At 60.5% G+C, this 20,848-nt stretch carries 22 protein-coding genes; 11 read left to right on the forward strand and 11 right to left on the reverse strand.

Annotated elements, in window-relative coordinates; genetic code table 11:
• Window positions 1-249: 249 nt before the first annotated feature.
• Window positions 250-942 (reverse strand): TetR/AcrR family transcriptional regulator, encoded by a 693-nt coding sequence (locus tag CQ019_RS01860; protein WP_105568802.1) that lies wholly within the window; start codon window positions 940-942, stop codon window positions 250-252.
• A gap of 64 nt (window positions 943-1,006) precedes the next feature.
• On the opposite strand from CQ019_RS01860, the gene CQ019_RS01865 reads away from it, so the two are divergent.
• The 3 genes from CQ019_RS01865 (at window position 1,007) to CQ019_RS01875 (ending at window position 3,385) form a co-directional block, all read left to right on the forward strand.
• Entirely contained in the window at window positions 1,007-1,762 is a 756-nt protein-coding gene (locus CQ019_RS01865) for an SDR family oxidoreductase (RefSeq protein WP_105568803.1), read from the forward strand.
• A gap of 29 nt (window positions 1,763-1,791) precedes the next feature.
• Window positions 1,792-2,121 (forward strand): nuclear transport factor 2 family protein, encoded by a 330-nt coding sequence (locus tag CQ019_RS01870; RefSeq protein ID WP_105568804.1) that lies wholly within the window; start codon window positions 1,792-1,794, stop codon window positions 2,119-2,121.
• A gap of 106 nt (window positions 2,122-2,227) precedes the next feature.
• Window positions 2,228-3,385 carry a low temperature requirement protein A gene (locus tag CQ019_RS01875; protein ID WP_105553063.1) on the forward strand — a complete coding sequence of 386 codons (1,158 nt, stop codon included), beginning with the start codon at window positions 2,228-2,230 and terminating at the stop codon, window positions 3,383-3,385.
• Window positions 3,386-3,784: 399 nt separating this feature from the next.
• Here CQ019_RS01875 and CQ019_RS01880 read toward each other — a convergent pair whose 3' ends face one another.
• Together CQ019_RS01880 and CQ019_RS01885 are read right to left on the reverse strand one after the other, a co-directional pair.
• A complete protein-coding gene (locus CQ019_RS01880) occupies window positions 3,785-5,350 on the reverse strand; it encodes a hypothetical protein (RefSeq protein ID WP_105568805.1) in 1,566 nt (521 codons plus the stop codon).
• Between the two features lie 583 nt (window positions 5,351-5,933).
• On the reverse strand, window positions 5,934-6,308 hold the full coding sequence (locus CQ019_RS01885) for a VOC family protein (protein WP_105568806.1): 375 nt from the start codon (window positions 6,306-6,308) through the stop codon (window positions 5,934-5,936).
• Window positions 6,309-6,724: 416 nt separating this feature from the next.
• Between CQ019_RS01885 and CQ019_RS01890 the strand changes: the two genes are divergently transcribed.
• A complete protein-coding gene (locus CQ019_RS01890) occupies window positions 6,725-7,030 on the forward strand; it encodes a helix-turn-helix transcriptional regulator (RefSeq protein WP_096288917.1) in 306 nt (101 codons plus the stop codon).
• Between the two features lie 337 nt (window positions 7,031-7,367).
• Here the strand turns inward: CQ019_RS01890 and CQ019_RS01895 are convergent, their stop codons facing one another.
• Window positions 7,368-8,312 (reverse strand): NADP-dependent oxidoreductase, encoded by a 945-nt coding sequence (locus CQ019_RS01895; RefSeq protein WP_217990434.1) that lies wholly within the window; start codon window positions 8,310-8,312, stop codon window positions 7,368-7,370.
• A 71-nt stretch (window positions 8,313-8,383) separates the two neighbouring features.
• Between CQ019_RS01895 and CQ019_RS01900 the strand changes: the two genes are divergently transcribed.
• The 4 genes from CQ019_RS01900 to CQ019_RS01920 all read left to right on the forward strand — a co-directional run bounded on the left by CQ019_RS01900 (window position 8,384) and on the right by CQ019_RS01920 (window position 11,098).
• On the forward strand, window positions 8,384-9,340 hold the full coding sequence (locus tag CQ019_RS01900) for a GlxA family transcriptional regulator (protein ID WP_105569242.1): 957 nt from the start codon (window positions 8,384-8,386) through the stop codon (window positions 9,338-9,340).
• Window positions 9,341-10,043: 703 nt separating this feature from the next.
• Window positions 10,044-10,280 carry a dicarboxylate/amino acid:cation symporter gene (locus tag CQ019_RS01910; protein WP_141393613.1) on the forward strand — a complete coding sequence of 79 codons (237 nt, stop codon included), beginning with the start codon at window positions 10,044-10,046 and terminating at the stop codon, window positions 10,278-10,280.
• Between the two features lie 247 nt (window positions 10,281-10,527).
• The gene (locus CQ019_RS01915) at window positions 10,528-10,809 is read left to right on the forward strand and encodes a type II toxin-antitoxin system RelE/ParE family toxin (RefSeq protein ID WP_096288909.1); all 282 of its coding nucleotides are present in this window, start codon (window positions 10,528-10,530) and stop codon (window positions 10,807-10,809) included.
• Window positions 10,796-11,098, forward strand: coding sequence for a HigA family addiction module antitoxin (locus CQ019_RS01920; protein WP_096288907.1), 303 nt, complete (start codon window positions 10,796-10,798; stop codon window positions 11,096-11,098). Before CQ019_RS01915 ends, CQ019_RS01920 begins: the two co-directional genes overlap by 14 nt.
• Before the next feature lie 705 nt (window positions 11,099-11,803).
• Here the strand turns inward: CQ019_RS01920 and CQ019_RS01925 are convergent.
• Window positions 11,804-12,472, reverse strand: a complete 669-nt coding sequence (locus tag CQ019_RS01925; protein WP_105568807.1) for a FadR/GntR family transcriptional regulator — start codon at window positions 12,470-12,472, stop codon at window positions 11,804-11,806.
• A 261-nt stretch (window positions 12,473-12,733) separates the two neighbouring features.
• Between CQ019_RS01925 and CQ019_RS01930 the strand changes: the two genes are divergently transcribed.
• Window positions 12,734-14,458 (forward strand): 2-isopropylmalate synthase, encoded by a 1,725-nt coding sequence (locus tag CQ019_RS01930; protein ID WP_374954783.1) that lies wholly within the window; start codon window positions 12,734-12,736, stop codon window positions 14,456-14,458.
• 239 nt (window positions 14,459-14,697) lie between these two features.
• Here the strand turns inward: CQ019_RS01930 and CQ019_RS01935 are convergent, their stop codons facing one another.
• The 5 genes from CQ019_RS01935 to CQ019_RS01955 all read right to left on the reverse strand — a co-directional run bounded on the left by CQ019_RS01935 (window position 14,698) and on the right by CQ019_RS01955 (window position 18,335).
• Window positions 14,698-15,465, reverse strand: coding sequence for an SCO1664 family protein (locus CQ019_RS01935; protein WP_105568809.1), 768 nt, complete (start codon window positions 15,463-15,465; stop codon window positions 14,698-14,700).
• A complete protein-coding gene (locus CQ019_RS01940; RefSeq protein ID WP_105568810.1) occupies window positions 15,465-16,025 on the reverse strand; it encodes a DUF3090 domain-containing protein in 561 nt (186 codons plus the stop codon). The genes CQ019_RS01935 and CQ019_RS01940 overlap by 1 nt, the downstream gene beginning before the upstream one ends.
• A gap of 9 nt (window positions 16,026-16,034) precedes the next feature.
• Window positions 16,035-16,742 carry a histidine phosphatase family protein gene (locus CQ019_RS01945; RefSeq protein WP_105568811.1) on the reverse strand — a complete coding sequence of 236 codons (708 nt, stop codon included), beginning with the start codon at window positions 16,740-16,742 and terminating at the stop codon, window positions 16,035-16,037.
• Between the two features lie 136 nt (window positions 16,743-16,878).
• Window positions 16,879-17,961, reverse strand: coding sequence for a hypothetical protein (locus tag CQ019_RS01950; protein WP_105568812.1), 1,083 nt, complete (start codon window positions 17,959-17,961; stop codon window positions 16,879-16,881).
• Window positions 17,958-18,335 (reverse strand): PadR family transcriptional regulator, encoded by a 378-nt coding sequence (locus CQ019_RS01955; RefSeq protein ID WP_105568813.1) that lies wholly within the window; start codon window positions 18,333-18,335, stop codon window positions 17,958-17,960. Before CQ019_RS01955 ends, CQ019_RS01950 begins: the two co-directional genes overlap by 4 nt.
• A 108-nt stretch (window positions 18,336-18,443) precedes the next feature.
• On the opposite strand from CQ019_RS01955, the gene CQ019_RS01960 reads away from it, so the two are divergent.
• Window positions 18,444-18,968: a GNAT family N-acetyltransferase gene (locus CQ019_RS01960; RefSeq protein WP_258133815.1), complete on the forward strand. Its 525-nt coding sequence runs from the start codon at window positions 18,444-18,446 to the stop codon at window positions 18,966-18,968.
• Window positions 18,969-19,242: 274 nt separating this feature from the next.
• Entirely contained in the window at window positions 19,243-19,773 is a 531-nt protein-coding gene (locus tag CQ019_RS01965) for a 2'-5' RNA ligase family protein (protein ID WP_105568814.1), read from the forward strand.
• An 85-nt stretch (window positions 19,774-19,858) separates the two neighbouring features.
• On the opposite strand, the gene CQ019_RS01970 is transcribed toward CQ019_RS01965, so the two are convergent.
• Complete coding sequence (locus CQ019_RS01970; protein ID WP_105569244.1) at window positions 19,859-20,746, reverse strand: macrolide 2'-phosphotransferase; 888 nt, start codon at window positions 20,744-20,746, stop codon at window positions 19,859-19,861.
• Window positions 20,747-20,848 lie beyond the last annotated feature (102 nt).

Consider the following 20,848-nt stretch of genomic DNA (forward strand, 5'->3'; position numbering starts at 1 on the left):
TCCACAGGGGTCTCTAAGTGTAGGAGGCTGAGCGCCACGTTGGCGATTGCTAAGGACGACTGCACAGAGCCACACCCCATGTCCCCGATGATCGGTGCACCGAGCACTTTTACGACGGACTCGCCTTGAACTAAGCATTCTGTTTACGGGGACGCGAGTCCCGCCCACGGGCGCAGAATTGGCTTGAGAGGAGATGTCTTGGCTACCCTCCGAACGGCTTCAGTTCTCTCCGAAGTTCGTCGCACTGGCCTACTGCCGCTTTTCGTTCGCTCTGCTCAGCCCGCCGAGCCATTCGATGAGGAGCTGGGTCTCTGCCCTGCCAAGGACGTCTGGTTGTGCTGCGGCGAGCTCGATGGTGGTGGTGATCGGGTTGTCGGCTCGTGTTCCCGCACCGGTGATCGCTGAGATAGCACCTTCACGGACAGCCTGAGAGAGGGTAGGGTCCGGCGCTGCCAAGACGATCTGCCGCAGGGTGACACCGATATTTGTCACGAGGATGTGTGCCGCAGCCTGCTGCGCAGGAACGGCGAGCCGGCCCTGCGTGGCTGCGCGCGTCGTGAGGCCGAGGAGGATTTCGCTTGGCCGCGACTGCGCTTCAGGGGAGTAGCCTGGTTGAACTTTGCCGTACATGAGTGAGTAGAAGCCGGGATTGGCCAGGCCGAAGGTGACGTGGGCGTCCCATCCGACGCGGATGTCCTGGATGGGGTCCCCGGACGACTCCATCGAAGACTTCTCGCCCAGGTACAGGTCAAAACCATGTTTAATGACCGCATCGATCAAACCCTGCTTGGAGCCGAAGAAGTGGTACAGCGTCGGCATCTTCACTCCGACCGTCTCGCACACCGCACGTAGCGAGAACTCCTCCCCGGGGGCGGCAGCGATGAGGTCGGCAGCCGCCGAAATCAATCGCTCCCGTGTATGGCTTGTCGGCGTTACTGTCATGATGCTATGTTAGCTGATATAGCGGGATGATACTGTTGCATACTGACGATACAGAGGGAACATCATGGCTGAGCACACACTCAAGGGCAAGAACGTTCTGATCGCGGGCGGCGCGAAGAACCTCGGCGGGTTGATCGCCCGCCAAGCGGCCGAGGGCGGCGCGAACGTCGCGATCCACTACAACTCCGACTCCAGTCGCGCCGACGCGGAGCAGACACTCGCTTCGGTCAAAGCCGCTGGAGCCAAGGGGGCAATCTTCCAGACAGACCTCACCGTGCCCTCGAACGTGACCCGCCTGTTCGCTGACGCGGAGGCGGCTCTGGGAAAGATTGACATTGCGGTGAACACATCCGGCAAGGTGCTGCGTAAGCCGATCATGGAGACCACCGAGGACGAGTACGACTCGATGTTCGACATCAATTCCAAGGCTGCCTACTTTTTCATTCAGGAGGCCGGCAAGAACCTCGCCGACGGTGGCAAGATCATCACCATCGTCACGGCTTTGCTGGCTGCCTTCACCGACGGCTACTCAACCTACGCCGGAGGCAAATCCCCGGTCGAGCACTTCACCCGAGCTGCGGCCAAGGAATTCGCTGGCCGCGGCATCTCCGTCACCGCAATCGCACCGGGCCCCATGGACACGCCTTTCTTCTACGGCCAGGAGACCCCCGAGCGGGTAGAGTTCCACAAGTCCCAGGGCATGGGCAACCAGCTCACTAAGATCGAAGACATCGCCCCGATCGTCCGCTTCCTCGCCTCCGAAGGCTGGTGGATCACAGGCCAGACGATCTTCGCCAACGGCGGCTACACCACTCGCTGAGCTCGACCCCACGAAAAGAGGAGTATCTCATGGCAGCACCGACCATCCCCGAACCAGTGGCCTCGTTTATCACCGCGGTTAACAACCACGACGAACAAGCCTTCCTGGACGCTTTCACTCCGAAGGGAGCCGTCGACGATTGGGGCCGCGACTTCACTGGACGCGATCAGATCAAAACCTGGAGCGACAAAGAGTTCATCGGTTCACACGGCACGCTCACCGTCGAGAAAGTCGAGAGGGTAGGTGGTTCTATTACGGTCATCGGCGACTGGCGCTCCACCCACGCCAACGGCCGGTCGAAGTTCGTCTTCGACGTCGACGGCGACAAGCTCGCGAAGATGACAATCCGCGAAGGCTGAGAGCCGGCACTTGCATCTCGATCGGGCGTCCAGCCAGATGTACGCCCGATCGGTGCTGTCGCCTTCGAGACCCCCATACGACACGCATATACGAGGATCGCCAACCATGACTACCGTCCCGCTCGCCCGCACCGGGCACCGCCGATCCGAGGTTGGCCCCGTCGAGCTCTTCTTCGACCTGGTCTACGTCTTCGCCATCATCCAGCTCTCGCACCTGCTCATCGAGCATCTCTCCTGGGAGGGCGCTGCCCAGACCATCGTGGTGTTCGCCGCCGTGTGGTGGGGGTGGAATTACACCGCCTGGGCGATGAACTGGCTGGATCCGAGCCGCACCCCGGTGCAGCTGCTCTCCGGAGTGCTGATGCTTGCCGCACTGGGCATGTCGATCGCCATCCCCAGCGCTTTCGGCGATGGAGCATGGTTGTTCGTAGGGTGCTACCTGTTCATGGGCATACTTCGTCCGGTGTTCATGATGATCGCCTACCGCGGCCACCAGCTCGCAGCCAACTACCGCATGCTGTTGCTGTGGACACTTTTGGCCGGCATCTTCTGGGTCCTCGGTGCGGCGCTTCCCCTCGAATGGCGGCTGGGGCTCTGGTTGATCGCGGTGCTCATCGACTACGCGGCCCCGCTGGCCCACTATAGGATCCCTGGTATCGGTGCAGCCCCCATGCACCATTGGGACACAGACGCCGAGCACCTGGCCGAGCGCAACCGTCTCGTCTTCATCATCGCCCTCGGCGAATCCATCCTACTCATGGGCGGCAGCATCGTCTCCCACGGGCAGCTCACCCCGTCACTCGCGTTGAGCATGGTCGTCGGCTTCGCGTCGCTGTTCGTGCTCTGGTGGAACTACTTCGCACTCGCCGGGCCAGATACGCAAGGCGGAGATTCTTCCACGGGTGCTCTAAGGTCGGCCTATGCCTACGCGCATTCCTTCATGGTCCTGGGCGCGATCCTCGTCGCCGTGTCCATCGAACTTCGGATCTCGCATGACCACCTCACGCCCGCCATCGTTCTCGTGACGGCAGCAGGTCCGCTCGTTTACCTGGCGGGGAACCTGTTGTTCCTCCGGTCCCGCTTCGGACGCCTCGCACGGTCCCGTTTCATCGCAGCAGCCGTGCTGGTGGTGATCACGATCGCTGCGATGGTGCTGATGGATCACTTGCCGGTAATCGGGCTCAGTGCAGCCGTACTTGCCGTGACAGCCGTTCTCGCCGCCCACACCGCGTACACGACATCGAAACATTCGGCGCTCGGATAATTGGCGATGGCCTAGCAACCTTTACCTGAGATTCCTTTGCCCCCGTTCACGGTGCTCAGGATCGAGCGACGCGCTTGTTTTTTTGCGACAGCGGTCGCCTGCCATAGCTGCCCGAACGGATTCCCATATATGCTTCTGGGCATCGCAGGTGGCTTCGCGCTCTTGGCCTCCGCCGTGCACAGTACGACCTGCTCAGCGGAACACTCTGATCCTCGCGATCACTAACGATGGCAACGTAGCTACTGGAAGTCGGAGGTTGGGCTATGTCGGAACTCGTGTGGAAGACCAGTTCAAAACTGTTAGTCCATTGTCTGCAGAGCGCATTGCCCCGTACTTGATGTCCAGGGCATAGCATCCCAATCTCGGATTGGCCCGCAGCTTCATGCTGGGAACGTCGGTTTAGTAACGCCACCAGCTTGGTCTGTCGCGCATACCCATGTGCCAGGCGCGCGGTTGCGGTAAGTGCACCTGTTGCTGCTCTGGTTTGCCAAATCCGGCGCTGTAGTCCTTGCGATGACGCAAAGGATCCCAGCCCTCCATGTGGGGACGAAGGTCGTCTGCTGAGGGTTCGGCATCGAATACACCGTCGTCGAGGTGTTCGAGATTGGCAAGCGGATCAATGTCGTCTGCGCGAATACGCGCCCATTCGAGCCATTCTCGCAACTTCGGACGGTTCGCCAGCAGTCCCTGTGCCGTGGCTTCTGTCTCTAGTTGTTTCGCGAATGCCCGCAGTTCTTGGGCTCCTTGCCAAGCCTCGAACGCGCGTGCAAACGTAGCTTCTCGGAGTTCGAGGATCGCTTTCGCTCGGGCATGGTCCCGTAAGTTCTCCCATGCGCGCAGTTGTGCAGCTTGTTCGCGTTGGTGTGCTTCGTGCGCCTCGGCGTGCCGTTGTTTCTGGCGTTCGAGGGCGTCGTCGTCATCGATCACCCCTTTCTTGATCTCGCGTGCGATTTCGCGGACTTGACGTTCAAGGGGCTTCTTCTTCTCGTCAGACCACGTATCGCCGTTGCGTTCGTACCGATAGTTTTGGCGGTCGATCTTTACCTCGTGCGTGCCGTCTCGTTCCACATGGAGTTGCAATCGGCCGGATGGCGAGCTGTCGAACTTCGGGATTCGCGTCCACGGTGCACGCAAAAGCTCGCGCTGCTCTGCTGCTGTCGTAACGTGGGGGACCTCATTCAAGATCTCGGTGAGGTAGAGATTTCGGCGGCGGGTGTCGTCTTGAACAAACAACTTCGGTGTCTTGAGCTTGGTGTTCGCACCTAGCTTGAAGTCATGCGCGCGTAGGTGCTCGGCGAGATCAAGGACTATCTCAATGGCTCGGGGCCGGAGGGGTTCGCTGACCGGTTTGAGGATAGATGTGGTCTCTAATGCTTTGCGGAGCACGTCGAGGTTTGTCGTGATCTTTCGCGTAGTCGTTCTGATGCGATCCCAGTCGGAAGAATCTGCAGACGAGCCCGTGCTGAGCATGATGACGATCTCACCTGAGCTGCGTCCGGTGAAGCGTAATTCGTGGTCTTCCGGTACCAGATGATGGACCCTGCACGCGTGGAGAACGCGGCGGTAACGGGCGCGAGTCGACTCCACTGGGTCCGCGACGGTGATTCGTTCTGAGTCCCGGAGTTGAGCGATGAGGGCCTTCGCTTGTGCGAGCGTCTCTGACGCGCCGTCGCCAAGGCCGAGATCGACTGCTACGGCGCGGTGGGCTCGGACGGCGGGAACGGTAGGGGCCTTAGGCGACGCGCTAGGCGGGTAGGTGCCGTGCTCAAGGTAGTGGGTTCCCGCTTTGGTAACAGCGGCGGTCCAAGTACTGCCGTGACGCGTGATCGTTACGAGTCCCCGGGACTTCAATGCGGCGGCACTGGTCTTATAGGGGAATCCGTCCTCGGGCCACTTGCCTTCAGGGCAACCATCGGAGATCCATCGCAAAACTTCGAGCTGCCGCTCGTTTACAAGTCCGTCCATGAAAGCACTGTACCGAATAACGCTTGACCCTCTTGGGCATCACCTCAGAGCGCGTCCAAGGGAAGCTGTGTGAGGAGTTTTTCCGATGCTGATTCTGGACGTGCTTTCGTGAAGTTCGTTCTGATCTCCCACACCACCGAAATGCGGTGGGGATGAACGCTAAAAGGACCGGCAGCGAACGTACCGTTTTACTCAGTTCTGTCCTCGATCACGATCATGCCGATTTTGAGGATGGTTCCAACATCGATGACTACAACGATCTTTACAACTAGACGTTCGGAAAGAAATTGAAAGCCGTGTCCTTGGCCAACCACAATGAGCGCCTCCTGGAGTTCTTAGAGAACTATGGGAGTTTCACTATGCCGTTAAGGTTAGGTTCTCGTACGTTCCCTACCTCTTGTCGAGTAGCTCTCAGAGGTTACGTCGGTCGACTTCGAGACAGCGGCACAGAGGTTGGTATCTGTGGCGACGTGGTGGAGTTCCGCTCCAACGTCTAGAACATCGTGCTCCGGAAGCCGGGTGACTTCCGGCTTCCGGAGAGCTTGCGGGACGGTGGCTGATAGACGCTAACTGCGAGCGGATTTCACAGGTAGGGGCGTGTGATCAGCTCGAGGTAGTGGCCTGAGGGATCGAGCAGATAGACGCCGCGACCGCCGTGCTCATTGTTGATCTCTCCGGGTCGGGATCGTTGAGGGTCGGCCCAGTGCTCCTGCCGTCGGTCGACGATCTTCGCGTATGCGCGATCGAAATGCGCGTCACCGAGCAGGTAGGCGTAGTGCTGCGGCGGGAACTCCATCGGTGGGCTTGCGAACTGCAGCAGGACACCATCGGCGATTTTGATGTTGACGAACGGACCCCAGGCCGGAGCGTCGTCCGCTTCGAGCAGGTCTCGATAGAACCTGGACATATCGGCAGGGTCCGTTGAGGCGATGATCGTGTGATTGAAGTGCGCTGTCATGATTCTCCTGGTGGTGGCGTGAGTGAGCTCCGCTGACCTCACGCAAGGATGGACACGAATCAGGGAACAACCAGAGAGCCGTTCCCGGTGCGTCCGACTTGGGCCTGACTTGTCATCATCGCGGAGAGCCTACCTCCCCGTTGGATGGAGGTCAATCATCATTTGTTCTGACCAGAGCGCAGAAGTTGTTCGGTGCCCGAACTGGGTTGAATTCCGCTTCAACGTCTGACACACAAGTTCTGGATAATTGCCTGCAGATCTTGCAGGGTCTAAACTGTTGGCGTCTGGAGTGTAGACATCGAGCTGATCGCGGGCGACAAGGCTGGCGATTAGTAGCGTTTGTACAAGAGGAGCATTCCACTGGCTGACGTACTGTTCGATGAGCACCTGCGCAGATCGAGAGGAGAACGATCGAGATGGCCAAGACCCTGAAGGACTTCGTCGCCAAGCACCCCGTGGACCGGGAGCTCGTTGAAGCGCACAAGGAGCGGATGCTCGCCGAGGTGCGTGCGTACCGCCTCCGCGAGTTGCGCGAAGGGGCGGGCCTGACCCAGGCCCAGCTCGCCGAGCGCATCGGCGTGGGCCAGCGCCAAGTCTCCAAGATCGAGCATGGCGACCTCGACAGCGCGAAGATCGGCACGATCCGCAGCTACCTCGAGGCAGTCGGTGGCGGGCTGGCAATCGAGTTCGTGGTCGGCGACCAGCGCGTCCGGGTGGCCTGAGCCCAGACGTTTGCCAACCGTGGCGACGTGGTGGAGTGCCGCTTCAACGCCTAAAACTCCTGACTAGAATGAATTTATCCTTCTTGAGATCGGTGTAGTTTCGTTGAAGCTGTAGCCGACTTGTCGCAGCCGTCGCGAACGTGTTGATTTCGATGGTGGGCCCATCGGAGGCCTAGCAATCGTCCCTCGATCCGGCGGCCATCGGAGTTCGGGGTCGGTTTCGTTGAGCCTAACGTTCGAGCAGCCTGTGGTTGGCGACAAAGGACACCAGGGGCGAGAGCGAAGCTAACCGGACTCCGTTGAAGACACGGTTGGCTTCGCTCTCGCGTGCCCGAACTCAGACGGTCAGAACGATTTTCCCTGCGACGTGTCCGCTCTCGCCGAGTTCGTGGGCGCGGTGCCCATCTCTCAGAGGGAAGGTAGCTGCGATCACGGGGCGGACAGCCCCGTCGTGGAGGAGTTCGGCGATCGCCTGCATGCCCGCTTGGTCGCCTTCTACGAGCATCATCTCGTGGCGGGCACCGATGGCGCTGGCTTCGGCAGAATGGTCAGTGGTGGTGTTCAATGCGATGGAGACGATGGTGCCGCCGGCTCGGAGGGTTCGCAGGGAGCGAGGAACGTAGTCGCCGCCGATTGTGTCCAGTACTACGTCAATGTCTTGTGCGGCTGCCGAGAAGTCATCTTTGGTGTAATCGATGACTTCGTCTGCTCCCAGCGACGTGACCAGTTCATGGTTCTTGGAACTCGCCGTCCCGATCACATATGCACCCTTGGCTTTGGCGATCTGCACGGCGAAGTGACCAACTCCACCAGCGGCCGCATGGATGAGAACTCGCTGTCCCGGTTGCACGTCGGCGACATTGACGAGCGCCTGCCACGCGGTCAACGCTGCGAGTGGCACGGCAGAAGCTGCTTCATGATCGATGTTCGCCGGCTTCCGGGTCAAGTGCCGCGCAGGGGAAACGACGAACTCGGCCGCGGCTCCGTGCCCCTGCGGGTAAGGGAGCATTCCGAACACCTCATCACCCGCCTTGTGGATGGAGACACCGAGGCCGACCTCCTCGACGACGCCCGACACATCCCAGCCGAGCACTTTCGATCCGTCCCCTAGGAATCCGGGGATACGCCGGTGCACCCAGTCTGTCGGGCTCAGTCCCGTCGCGCGGACCCGGACGAGGACTTCGGCTGGTCCAGGGGTCGGGCGCGGCTGTTCAGTCAAGTGGAGTACTTCTGGCCCGCCGAGAATGTTCTGGGTGAGCGCTTGCATGGTGTGATCTGTCATGGTTCCAATTCTGGTCTCCTCGCGTCGCCCTGACGAGTGGCCCGCTGGCCATTATGTGGGAGGATTGGGCCATGCATCGTGTTGTAGTTCTCGCATCCCAAGGAGTGCTTCCCTTCGAGCTGAGTATCGCGACGCGGCTGTTCGGTTCCGCGCTCGACGAGAATGGTGAGCCTCTGTATGAGGTGATCACCTGCTCACCAGATGGGCACCCGGTCCGCACGGCCGCAGACTTCACGATCACGGTGACGCACGACGCGTCCGTTCTCGCGACCGCGGACACTATCGTCATCCCCGCGGGGGAACACCACGCGAACATCACCGGGCCGGAGCAGCTCCCAGAGGACCTCGCTGCCGCCGTCGCGCTCGTCCCGCCCGCTGCGCGCATCGTTGCCATTTGCCTGGCGTCGTATGTGCTCGCTGCGGCGGGTCTACTCGAAGGGTGTCGCGCCACAACGCATTGGAAGAGAACTGAGCATTTCATCGCTTCCTACCCGGCCATCGAGGTAGAAGTTGATGTGCTCTATGTGCAAAGTGGACGGATCTTCACGTCCGCCGGAGCCGCGGCCGGCATCGACCTGTGCCTGCAGCTGATCCGCATCGACCACGGCAGCCGGGTTGCGAACGATGTTGCACGACGCTGCGTCATTCCGCCCTGGCGTGACGGTGGACAGGCGCAGTACGTGGAAAGACCCGTGCCCCATTCTGACGACTCGAGCACCTCTGGGACCCGAACGTTTGCACTCCGACACCTTCAGCGTCCGCTACCCGTCGCCGAGCTGGCCGAACACGCCGGAATGAGTCGCCGGACCTTCACCCGACGATTCCGCGCGGAAGTCGGACAAAGCGTCGGGGAGTGGCTCACCCGACAACGAATCGAACTCGCGAGAGCGCTCCTTGAGACCACAACGCTCCCCATTGATCAGGTCGCAGAGCAAGCCGGATTCGGAAGCGCCTTCACGCTCCGTGACCACTTCCGCGCTTCTCTTGGCACGTCTCCTAGCCAATATCGGAACAGTTTCCACGAATAGCAACAGGGCCCGGCATGCCAGTCTCGCCCCGGAGCAGCAAGCGACGAGGGATAGAAATATCGGAACCCGGATTCTGCGCCTTGGCCACCGGCGAGAGGTCTATCGATGAGGGACAGTATGGCTCAGAGTCAGAGGTTATTCCGTACCGTAATGCGGTGGAGTTCCGCTTCAATATCTAAGCTTGGCAAGCGCTCGGTCTTCTTCGGCATCGTCGAGCCCGCCTGCGGCGAACGATTATGGTGTTGTTCGTAGGCATAAACGTCGGGCGAATCATTAAACTTGAGCCGGGCTATTGTGTCATGCAGGAGGGCCCGAGGCATGGCGATCGTGACGCAGTCGCGCTAGCCCGGTTCCATGATCCACAGCGGCAGCGTAGCAGGCTCTATCCATGAATTGATGCCAAGAACTGAGCGCCATCCGGCAGGCATGAATCGGATCAATCCCGAGGGCACAATCGTCGAGGAAGACTCAGTGAATTGCGATCATCGCAGCTAGACCGGATTGGGCCTGTTGGCCCCATCGAATACGAGACCATCTAGGATCTGGCCGTGACCCTCGCGGTCCGGCACCCCACCGCCGCCTAATCTTCTTGCAACCCTCAGACGGGTGGCTGAGGTGATCGCGAGGCAATTTGCTCCGCTCAGAAACGCCACCTATCCTGAGCGAGGTATTCAGAAACATCTATAGGTGGGAGGTATCGCAAGTGAGAAAAATTTCACGGGTTGCCATGCAACGCGTGGCGCTATACCTCGGCATCTCCGTTTTTGGCATGGGCCTGCTGATTGGAGCGTATTGCCTGATATCGGGTAGGTCGCCGGTAGAAGTTCTTGAAAACCTGTGGGTCGCATTGTTATTCGCTTTCTTTGTGGCCGTAGCCACCGCGTTGCGCGACCAGCGGAAAGACGAAGCACCGCGTTCCAAGGGAACGAATCGCAAGTGAGGTGGGGGCCTTCTTTTTGTTCCGTCTGGGCAGCTCAGGCCAGTCGCTGCTGGGCATGCTGAGCGAGGTCTCCGGGGGAGAGTCAGACGAGGACATCCGTGAGGCGAATACACTGTGCAGATTCGTTGTGCCCGACCGCGAGAGCTACAGCTAGTGCCCACTTTTCCAATGGCGTACGTGCCAGAACGCGGCTGTATTCAGGTTTAACGTCTAGCGTTATTGACGCACTCCGTTATATACTGGAACTGTGATCAGATCGTTTGGCAGCAAGGATACCGAGCGTCTGTGGCTTCGTGAGCGCGTGCCGTCCATTGATCCTCGGATACTCCGGGTGGCGCTGCGCAAGCTCCGCCAGGTGGGGTCAGCGACGAACCTGGATGACTTGCGAAGTCCGCCGGGCAATCGGCTCGAAGCCTTGAAAGGCGACCGGGCCGGCCAGCACAGCATACGTGTTAATGACCAATGGCGGATCTGCTTCAAATGGACAGACGCCGGACCAGAGGAGGTGGAGATCGTTGACTACCACTGAGAAGATGCAGCCCATCCACCCGGGCGAGGTCCTCATGGAGGACTTCATCGAGGGATTCGGGATCACGCAGAACAAGCTCGCTGTGTCGATCGGAGTGCCGCCGCGGCGCATCAACGAGATCGTGCACGGCAAGCGTGGGATCTCGGCGGACACCGCGCTGCGGCTCGCGAAGTACTTCGGCACATCGGCCGAGTTCTGGCTCAACCTGCAGAGCCACTACGAGCTCGATCGCGCAGAGGACATTGCGGGGGAGCAGATAGCTTCGATCACGCCGCTGAAGGTGGCATGAACGGTGGAGTGCGGGTCGCAGGCCCCGATCGACACATGCCAAATGATGTCGCGCTCCTGCTCGTCACGGTTTCCCAGTAGTTCGGGCAACCGGAATCCAACGCCGAGCTGCGTTTCACCGTTGTCGGCCGAGCAGTGCACGGTTCAGGCCTCGGTACCTCGATGCGCAGGGTTATCGATGACGCCGCCCACCACGGGGCCTGCTTCCTGGAAGTGAAGACGCTCGCAGCCTCTCATCGGGATGCCGGATTCACGCGTACACGCGCTTTCTCCGCGAAGTGGGGGATTCTAGCCGCTGGTGGAGGCTGAACTATGGGGTGAAGCCGGGCACTTGGGCAGCAGCTGCTTCCTGAGAATCCGGGCGTAAAGAATTGCCGGCTCGTGATCTGAACGAGTGCGGGCAAGGGAGCGGACCGACGAGGTGGACCCTGGCACTGGTCAACGGCTTGTCGACCAGAAAGCCTTGCGCCTAAGTCGGGCGAGCCCGTAAAAAAGATTTGGCCCAGGGTGTTTCTGTCGGAATGCGCTTTCGCGAGAGGTTTCTCCGTGCCCGAACTCGGTGGAGATCCGCTTGAACGTGTAAAAATTCATTGAAAAGTGCTTGTAGGCCCGCGGGCTGACGGGCACCTTTATTCCTGGCGTGGTGATGCCGCCGCGAGAACCATTTCCAATGATACTTCTCTGGCAGGAGCCGGCTAGAACTTGCCTACGTGAGGCTGTCTCGCAGCGACATCAGGTGAGCGCGGCTGCGCTGAGCGGCCGCGGCCGCGTCTCGATCGAAGATCGCGTCGGCGAGCCCACCGTGAAGGTCCTGGTCCGCCGTGTGCCCAAATGTCTTGCGGATTCGCAGCATTTCGATCATCGCCTCGCGAAGCCGCGGGGTGAAGCTGTCGAACAGATCCAGAAGTATTGGATTGTGCGCTGCGGCCACGATCGCGCGGTGGAACGCGGTGTCGGCATCGACGTGGCTCTCGATTTCATCGCGGTATTCGGCGCGGGCGGAGAGGGCCTGCCGGATCGCACGGACATCCGCCGGGGTCCGGCGTGCGGCTGCGAGCGAGGCGGCTTCCGTTTCGATGGCGATACGTGCCTCGATGACCGAGATGATGCCGGCGCGACGCAAGACGATATCCCAGTCTTCCGAGACATCCAGGGCTGTGATGAAGACACCCGATCCCTGCCGGGAGGCCAGGACTCCGCGCCCTGCCAGCTGGCGAATGGCCTCGCGCAGTGTGGATCGTCCGACGCCGAGCTGGGGAGCAAGCGTGGTCTCGCCCGGGAGTTTTTCTCCCAGCGCCCATTCGCCCGACCGGATGCGTTCGAGTAGCAGATCCGCTGCCTGATCCGCCAACGGTGTTCGAGTCACTTGTGCCACGTAATCGCCTTCCAACTCATCAGCTTGTCTGAGGAGTTGTGTTACAGTCTATCCATGTTCTTCGAAAATTTCCTTCTACTTCGCCGCCACGGCGGGGCGTAGCCAGACCGGCTCCCCGTCGTGGAGGCGAATGCTGTGCCGGTCGCAATTCTTGGACTGAAGGAAACAAAAATGACAAAGACATCATTTCCCCATATCTCGACTCCGGCAGGCTCCGTGCCGGATAATGCACCGAGCTGGAACCAGCAGCGATACTCACAGATGCCCTCGCACCGCTACTCCAACGTCTACTCTCGAGTCGACGTGCCACTGGCCGCACGCGACTGGCCGTCGAAGCAGCTTACCGAGGCTCCGCAGTGGGTTCCGGTTGACTTGCGCGATGGCAACCAAGCGCTCGCTGAGCCGATGGACCCGGCACGCAAGCGCCGCTTCTTCGAGCTCATGGTCGCCATGGGCTACAAGGAGATCGAGGTCGGCTACCCTTCGGCATCACAGACCGACTACGACTTCGTGCGGCTGATCGCGGAAACCGGCATCGCCCCGAATGACGTGACGATCGTCGTATTCACCCCAGCTCGACGAGAGCTCATCGAGCGGACGGTTGCCTCGCTCAAGGGGATTTCCAACCCGGTCGTGATCCACATGTATACGGCGACCGCCCCAACGTGGCGCAACCTGGTGCTCGGATACGAGCGGGAAGCGCTCAAAGAACTGATTTTGGCCGGTGGACGTGATGTGCTCGAATTTGCCGGGGACATGCCGAACGTACGCTTCGAATTTTCCCCAGAGGTTTTTAATCTGACCGAACCGGACTATGTACTCGACATCTGCAACAGCATGACAGAGCTGTGGGATGCGAGGCCTGAGCGTCCGGTGATTCTCAATCTTCCGGCCACCGTCGAAATCGCAACTCCAAACGTGTATGCCGACCAGATCGAATACATGCACAAAAATCTTGCACGCCGGGATTCCGTCATCCTGTCGGTGCATCCGCATAATGACCGCGGTACCGGGATCGCCTGCGCCGAGCTTGCGGTCCTCGCCGGAGCTCAACGCGTCGAGGGGTGCATCTTTGGAAACGGCGAACGCACCGGAAACGTCGACATCGCGACTCTGGCGCTGAATCTCCATGCCCAAGGCATCGACCCAATGATCGATTTTTCCGACATCGATGAGATCCGTCGAACGGTGGAGTATTGCAATCGTCTGGAGGTGCACCCGCGCCAACCCTACGTCGGGGACCTCGTGCACACCGCCTTCAGCGGCACCCACCAGGATGCGATCAAAAAGGGGTTTATCGCTCATCGCGTTCAGGCAAGCGCCGAACAGCGTCCGGAACACGATATTCCCTGGAACGTCCCTTACCTGCCGATCGACCCGGCAGATTTAGGGCGAAATTATGCTGCCGTAATACGCGTGAACTCCCAATCGGGCAAGGGCGGAATCGCATATCTGCTCGAAGCTGAGTACGGGATTGAGCTGCCACGGCGCCTGCAGATTGACTTCGCCCGCCACGTGCAGCGGCATACGGACTCCACCGGCAGCGAAGCTAGTGCAGCCGGGCTGTGGAGTGTTTTTCAGCAGGTCTATCTGCATCAGGGCTCATCGGCCGAGCGCCTCGCGTTGCACAGCTATCAGGTTGTAGATATGGAGGGAGCCGCTCGTGTAGAGGTTGTTCTCGACGTTTCCGGGCAGCAACACAGCAGCACGCATGATGGTGTTGGGCCGGTTGAGGCTTTGACTTCCGCACTGGAGATTCACGGCATCGCAGTTGACGTCCTCAGCTTGCACCAGACCAGCGTGGGTGCAGGCAACGACAGCGAGGCATTAACTCTGCTTGAATGCCGAACCGATGACGGCATTTTCTGGACCGCTGGGCGTGGGCGTTCGGTGTTGGCGGCGAGTATGTCGGCTGTTATGTCAGCGGCCAATCGGGTGACCGCACAGAGGCAGCCGGAAAAATCGGGGGTTATTGGCCTGCCGTAGTCTTCCCGTTCGAGAAGCTGCCAGGTTTCCGGCAGAGCACGCCTGGCGGTGGTTTCGTGTGGCGACGTGGTGATTTCAGGTTCAATGCCGTGGTCCCTGAGCTACGCTAAACCTTTGCGATGGCGCCATGAACAAGTGTTCGTGGCGGTCATGCGCATTTCCGAGCGGTTGCCACCTTGGTGCAGCAATCAGATTTTGTGCACAACCAACCAGCGGCGAAAATTGTGTTCGTAATTCCCTTAGAACAGCGGCCAGGGAACCGCTGGCATCTCACCGCTCGGTGCCGGAAACTGCCCTGCCGAGCGCAACTTGGCGCAGCGCGCGGCGAGAGATGCGAGTTCTTCGGCGCTGAGCAACGCCGCCAGGCTTTGGCCCAGTTCACCGTGCAGCCCTTCGCTGACACGGTGTATGCCCGCTTCTTCCTCGGCGGTTAGCGCCTCTCCGCGCCATCCCCACAGCACCGTGCGCAGCTTGTGCTCATGGTGAAAGGTGAGCCCGTGGTCCACGCCGTGGCGGTGACCGTCGGCCAGGGCGAGGATGTGGTCGCCCTTGCGGTCGGCGTTGTTGACGATGACGTCGAACACCGCCATGCGTCGCAGAGCCGGGGTGTCTTCGTGAACGAGGGAGACCGCTCGTCCGCTCTCATCTTGTCCCTGGAGAACCTGTTTCCAACCAGTTGCCGGCACCTGGTCCGCCGCGATCAGGTTCACGGCATCTTGGGCGGGGTCCGGCTCCTGCCAAAGCTGCACCATGCCAACGCCGAGCGGGCCATCGCGCAGCCAGGTGCGGGGCACCACGCCCCAGCCGAGGGCCTGCGAGACCTGGTAGGCGGCCACCTCCCGGTGGGCCAGCGTTCCCTGGGGGAAATCCCACAGCGGGCTTTCGCCGGCGATCGGCTTGTAGACGACCACCGTCTCGCCGATGCTGCCAAGAAAGGTGGCGTTTGACGCGGTGGTGATGCGGCCGGTGAGCGTCAACTCGGCGGCCATGAGTTCAGGAGATTGCATTAGGCCTCGGGAAGGGTGCAGGTGTGTCCGTCGGCGTCCACGGGATAGCCGCACAGCAGGCACATCGGACGCCCGGCATCTACGATCTCGCGGGTGCGCTTGGCGAATGCGCGGGCGGTGCCCACCGGCATCCGGACGCGCAGCATTTCGGTCTCCTCGGCCTCCTCGGGGTGAAGCGACTCCTCACCGAGCTGCGCATCGGGATCTTCCTCGGCGAGGGGATGGGCCTCGATCACGATCTGGGACGTGGATGGGTCCCAGCCCAGGCTCATTGCACCGGCGCGGAACTGCTCCTGGTCCTCCTCAATCGGGTCATTGTCGACAAGTTCAGGGGGAGTTCCGGTGGGAATGCTGAACGGGTTGCCGTCGACGGTGAGGAGCTGGTCGAGAATGTCATCGATATTCTCCGCGAGCTGAGCCGACTGCTGCTTTTCCAGCACGATGCTCACCAGCTGCTTGCCCGCGCGCACCTGCAGGTAGAACGTACGCGACCCTGGAAGGCCGGTGACGCCAACGACGACCCGATCGGGCCAGGAAAATTCGTGAATACGTGTAGGCATATAAATATTCTAGGCTCCTGAAGTCCGTGGTGTCTGTTGCCCTGCGCCGCCGCCCACCGGGGCATCTGCCGAGTGGAGGCCTTTGGCCAGCCACGAGAGATCACCCGCATCGGTATTCATCGCGTAGACGCTTGGCCGGCCAGCGCCGTAGCGCACGATCGAGATGGAGGCTGGGCCCACATTGATGCGCTGGAACAGGTCAAGGTGCATGCCGAGCGCGTCGGCGAGAACTGACTTGATGATATCCCCGTGGCTCACCGCAGCCCACACGGCCTCTGGCCCGTGCTCGGCTTCAAAGGCCGCATCGTGGCGTCGAATCGCCGCGACCGATCGCGCCTGCATCAGTGCCATGGATTCACCACCGGGAAAGGTGACTGCTGAGGGTTGCGACTGCACCACCGGCCAGAGGTCTTCGGCAGCCAGCTCGCTGAGCGTGCGGCCTTGCCACTGGCCGTAGTCGCATTCGGTGAGATCTAGATCGGTGGGCGCGTAGGGGGTGCCGGCCTGGCGGTCCAGAATGTACCGTGCGGTTTGCTGGCAGCGTTCCAGCGGGCTTGAGACCACCCCGGCTAAGGGCACCGGCGCGAGCCGCTCTCCGGCCAGTGCCGCTTGATCCATCCCGGTCTGATCCAGATTGACGCCGGACGCCCGGCCGGCCAGCAGGCCCGTGGCGTTGGCTGTGGTGCGGCCGTGCCGCACGAGAATAACTGTTGCCATCCACCCAGCCTATCCACTTGCCATCGGCAAACACAGCGGCCGTTCCATTGTTGCCCGTGGCGGAATCATGCAACTGCAAGGATTGGCGAAAGCTGGGCTTCGATGGCGGATGCGAACTCCGCGTTATTGCTCGACGCTACCGATTCTTGAAAGATGCCCGCCAGCTCTGCACTGCGTAGCAGAGGGTGCCGACCAGCAATGCTGCGAATATCGTTGTCCGCCAGGTCACGAATGATTGCGCGTTGAGGATCGAAACCACGATGAGCGCCGCGATCAGCGCGCTGCCAGCTGTCCAGGCCCACGCCGCACGGCGCGCGCGATAGGGCTCATTCGGTGTGAAGCTGGCCGCATAGCTGGCCGGAGTACCGAATTCCTCCTGCAGAGATGCCTCGGCCTCCGCAGCGTGGGCGCGGGTTTCGTTCACGATCACGCGAATCCGTCGGTCACTGAGATCACCGCGAAGCCGGAGATTCGCCTGAAGCTCGCCCACCCATTCGTCTTGAGAAACTGCAGCGGCTTCCGGCGCGATGCGCGCAGCGGCCTTTGGGTTGCGCTTCAGGACGACGCCGATTGCGTAGTGAATGAGCACGTACGGCGGCACCGGTGCCAGATACCAAAGAACGCTTCCTGTCCCAGCCGAACCTTGCAAGAGCATGGCGAGAGAGCTGAGGGCAAGAGTGCCAACGATTAAGGACACCGCGGTCCAGACCATCGCCATCGGGCGCGTAAATTTGCGCACCGCCAGATTCCAAACTTGCACTAGGCCTATGGTTGCTGCTGCCAAGAAGAAGGGAAGGGCGAACATCATCCAGCTCAAGCGTGCTGTCCACCCGTCGTCGATCAGCGCAACAATGGTTACTGCCACGGTAATCAATGTCGCGCTGAAGCAGATGGCTTGCGTGAACTGCCCCGTCGAGAGCAATTCGTGCCGGTCGTAGGCGGGGGTTCCGGACTGCTGCCAGCGCTCCTGCTGTTCCTTGGCCCAGACCTTTGGATCGCCGAACAGGTCTTCCGCCGGTTCCTGCGCATCTCTGAGTACCGGCAAAAGCTTGATGAGTGCCTCTTTGGCGGTAGCAATCTTGACGCCGTCGAGCATGAGCCGCCCTGCAACGGTTCGCAGCCACTTAACGTCGCTTTCCGCTCCCCGGGCCGCACGAAATTCTTCGATGAGCCCGGTGAGATCAAGCTCGGTGAGTGGCTGAGGGGAATGCTGAGTCATGGCTGCTTTCCTTCGCGGTCCGAGTCGTTGTCAGTAGCTGGTTTTGGCGCGCTTAGCGATTCGGCTAGAGCATGCCAGGCCCGGCGTTCCTCTTGGAGCCTTGTATGCCCGGGCGGAGTCAGTGCATAGTTGCGTTTTCCGGGGCCGTTCTGTCCTTGCTCCCATTGCGCGATCACGGCGCCATCGTTTTCCAAGCCGGTTAGCAACGGGTAGAGGGAGCCGCCCTTTGGACGTCCGAAGCCAAGTTCGTTAACTGCCTGCGCGATTCCGTACCCGTGCAGCGGCCCGTTCTCAAGACTGGCGAGAACGGCCGTTCCCAGCGCGGCACGAGTCCACGTTGACGGCCATTCCGGTTTCACCTCATCGTCGTTCATGTATCTAAGTATAATGTGTATCTAGATATTTGAATTACGAAAGTGGCGGTAACTGTTGTTTTGCCGGTCGATGGCTGGGCTACGCTCAAATAGGACGGTTAGCGAGCTTTGCGAAAGGCCGATGCGGTTGTGAAGATGAATAGTGCACCTTGGACGGCGGGACGAGATGCTCAGCTCCCGGAAGACACCGCACGACTGTTGTCAACCGTTCCCGAGTGGTTTGGGCAGCCTGAATCCAACGCGGAGTACATCGAGGCCGCGCGCACCAAAGAAACCTGGACGGTTCGGGACAACGCGGGGAAAGTCATCGGACTCACGCTGGTTGACCGGCATTTTCCGCATGTCGCGGAAATCCATCTGACAGTTGTTGATCGTGAATTCCATGGATCCGGCGTGGGTAGTGCGATGGTTGAGGCGCTTGAAGCCGAGGCGATCGGCAACGGGGTCAAGCTGCTGGAAGTGAAGACGCTCGGAGCATCTCATCCGGATGAAGGATATCGACGCACGCGCTACTATTATGAAAAGTGCGGTTTTCTTGCTCTGGAGGAGACCAACCTGTGGGGCGAAGATACCCCTTGTCTGATTATGGTGAAGCCGCTATTCCCGAAGGCAACAACCAGGCGCCGAAGCTGAACCGACTATTCTCGGGTCTGATCTGTACCGCACTGCAATCCGGGATTCGCGCAATTATATGGACCGCCGGGAAGCCCTTGAACTGCCTCAAGCACTACGCCTCTAAGCTGTGGGAACTCCAAGGGATGGGCACTCTGTTGTTTACCCCGGCCAACGAGAGTTATCGGGAATACCTCTGCCTGTTCATCGACCCGCTCCATGAGCGATATGGTGGGGAAGCCCAACCGGTAAACTGTCGCCGTCAAGGGATAAGGTGCAGGATAAGGAAGCGCTGATGAGAAGCTCGCCAGAAAACATCTTGTTGCGATTGGCGGATGCCGAGGAGCAACAGATCCGCGAGGTGTTCGCGCGTCTTTCCGAGCGTGGGTTTCCGGCGCAACAGCAGACGCCGCATATCACCATCACCTTTTCACCTGCAATGGCCGATGAGGTTGCGCAATGTTCTGCGCGGTTGCTTCCTGCGCTGATCCCGGCACGGCTGGAACGTGCGGGCACCGTTGTTTTCGGAACGAAGCGAAAGCAAACCGTCGCCTGGTTGCTTGAAGCCTCCGAAGAACTGGAATCCGCTGCACGCGAGATTAGCGCGCTGAACCCGGATGGTCGAGGGTCGAGATGGACTCCGCATCTGACGATGGGCCTTCGGCTGCCACGAGAAATCGTCCCGGACTACATTCGTGCGTTGGATGAGCTGACTCCACGGAATTTGGAGCAGCTCACCGCTATCCGGGCGGCACTGTGGAAACCACTTGGCGGTGAGCTCACCGTACTTGCCGAGGCGAGCAGCGCTCACGAGACAAGAACCTAAGCGGACTAGATTGCACAAGCAGGCAGGATAGGCACGGACAAAATTCCGGAATTCAGCGTAGCTGCAAAGTCTCTGGGCAGGCGGCCTAGGAATTGAGCTGGGCCGCTGCGGCTTTGAGATGTTCGTCGGCTCCGGTCTGCAGCGCGAAGAGGCCGTAATCAACGGCGGCGGTACTGAAAAGTTCGGCGCAGTGCTCCGCCAAAAGCGGAGAAACCACCCCGCCTTGAGCTACGTACCGGGCCACGGTGGCATCGAACGCCTGCGGAGAAACGCTTGCCTGGTGGAAGACGAAATCCCGGGCCGGGTCGCCGATGGCCGCGGTGGTCCAGTCCAGTATGCTGTCGATGCGCTCGCCGGTCATCAGTTGGTGCGCGGGATAAATTTCTCCGTGCGTCACGGTGGTGTGCTGCGGCCAGTACCGGTCATCGGCCAACCAGGCGTTCCAGCGGTCCTGCAAATCTGGGGCTACCTCAAATTCGTTCACGACTGTGGCGATGTCCTCTCGCTTGCGTTGGCGCACGGAGTCGGGAGTGAACACCTCGATCCCGCTGTCGGCAACTACCCGTGGATCCACCGCATGCAATTGCTCAATCACATCCGCCAAGGAGTGCGCGTAGTGCCGGGATTCCAGGTCGAAATGCCACTGTGGCTGCCCTGCCTCGTCGAGGGTGAGCCCCGGTTCGCCGGGCAATAGCGGATAGGCGATCAACTGCTCGCTATGGATTTTCCAATCGGGAATCGCTACGTCCAGGTGCGGCGCTAGGCAGTGGAGCAGCCGGCCTTCTACCGCCGCGCGTTCGGTGACATCGGGGCGGCGTGGAATCCGCAGTACCCAGGAATCGCCGGAATTTGTGGTGCCGATGGCGACCTGGAAATCCAAGCCTAGTTCGTTGATGGTGATACTCGAAGGATCCAGCGTCAATCCGTGGATCTCGGCCAGCGCACAAATTTCTCGAATCGCAGAGTTTTCCATGATCCCAGCCTTGCTGGTTGAGCGGGAAAAGTACATAGCGGTGCTGGCACCTGGCCGGCTGAACATCACCGAGCCGCTGAGCACGAGGGCCCCGTCAAGGCC

Source organism: Arthrobacter sp. MYb229, assembly GCF_002975405.1.
Lineage (GTDB): Bacteria > Actinomycetota > Actinomycetes > Actinomycetales > Micrococcaceae > Glutamicibacter.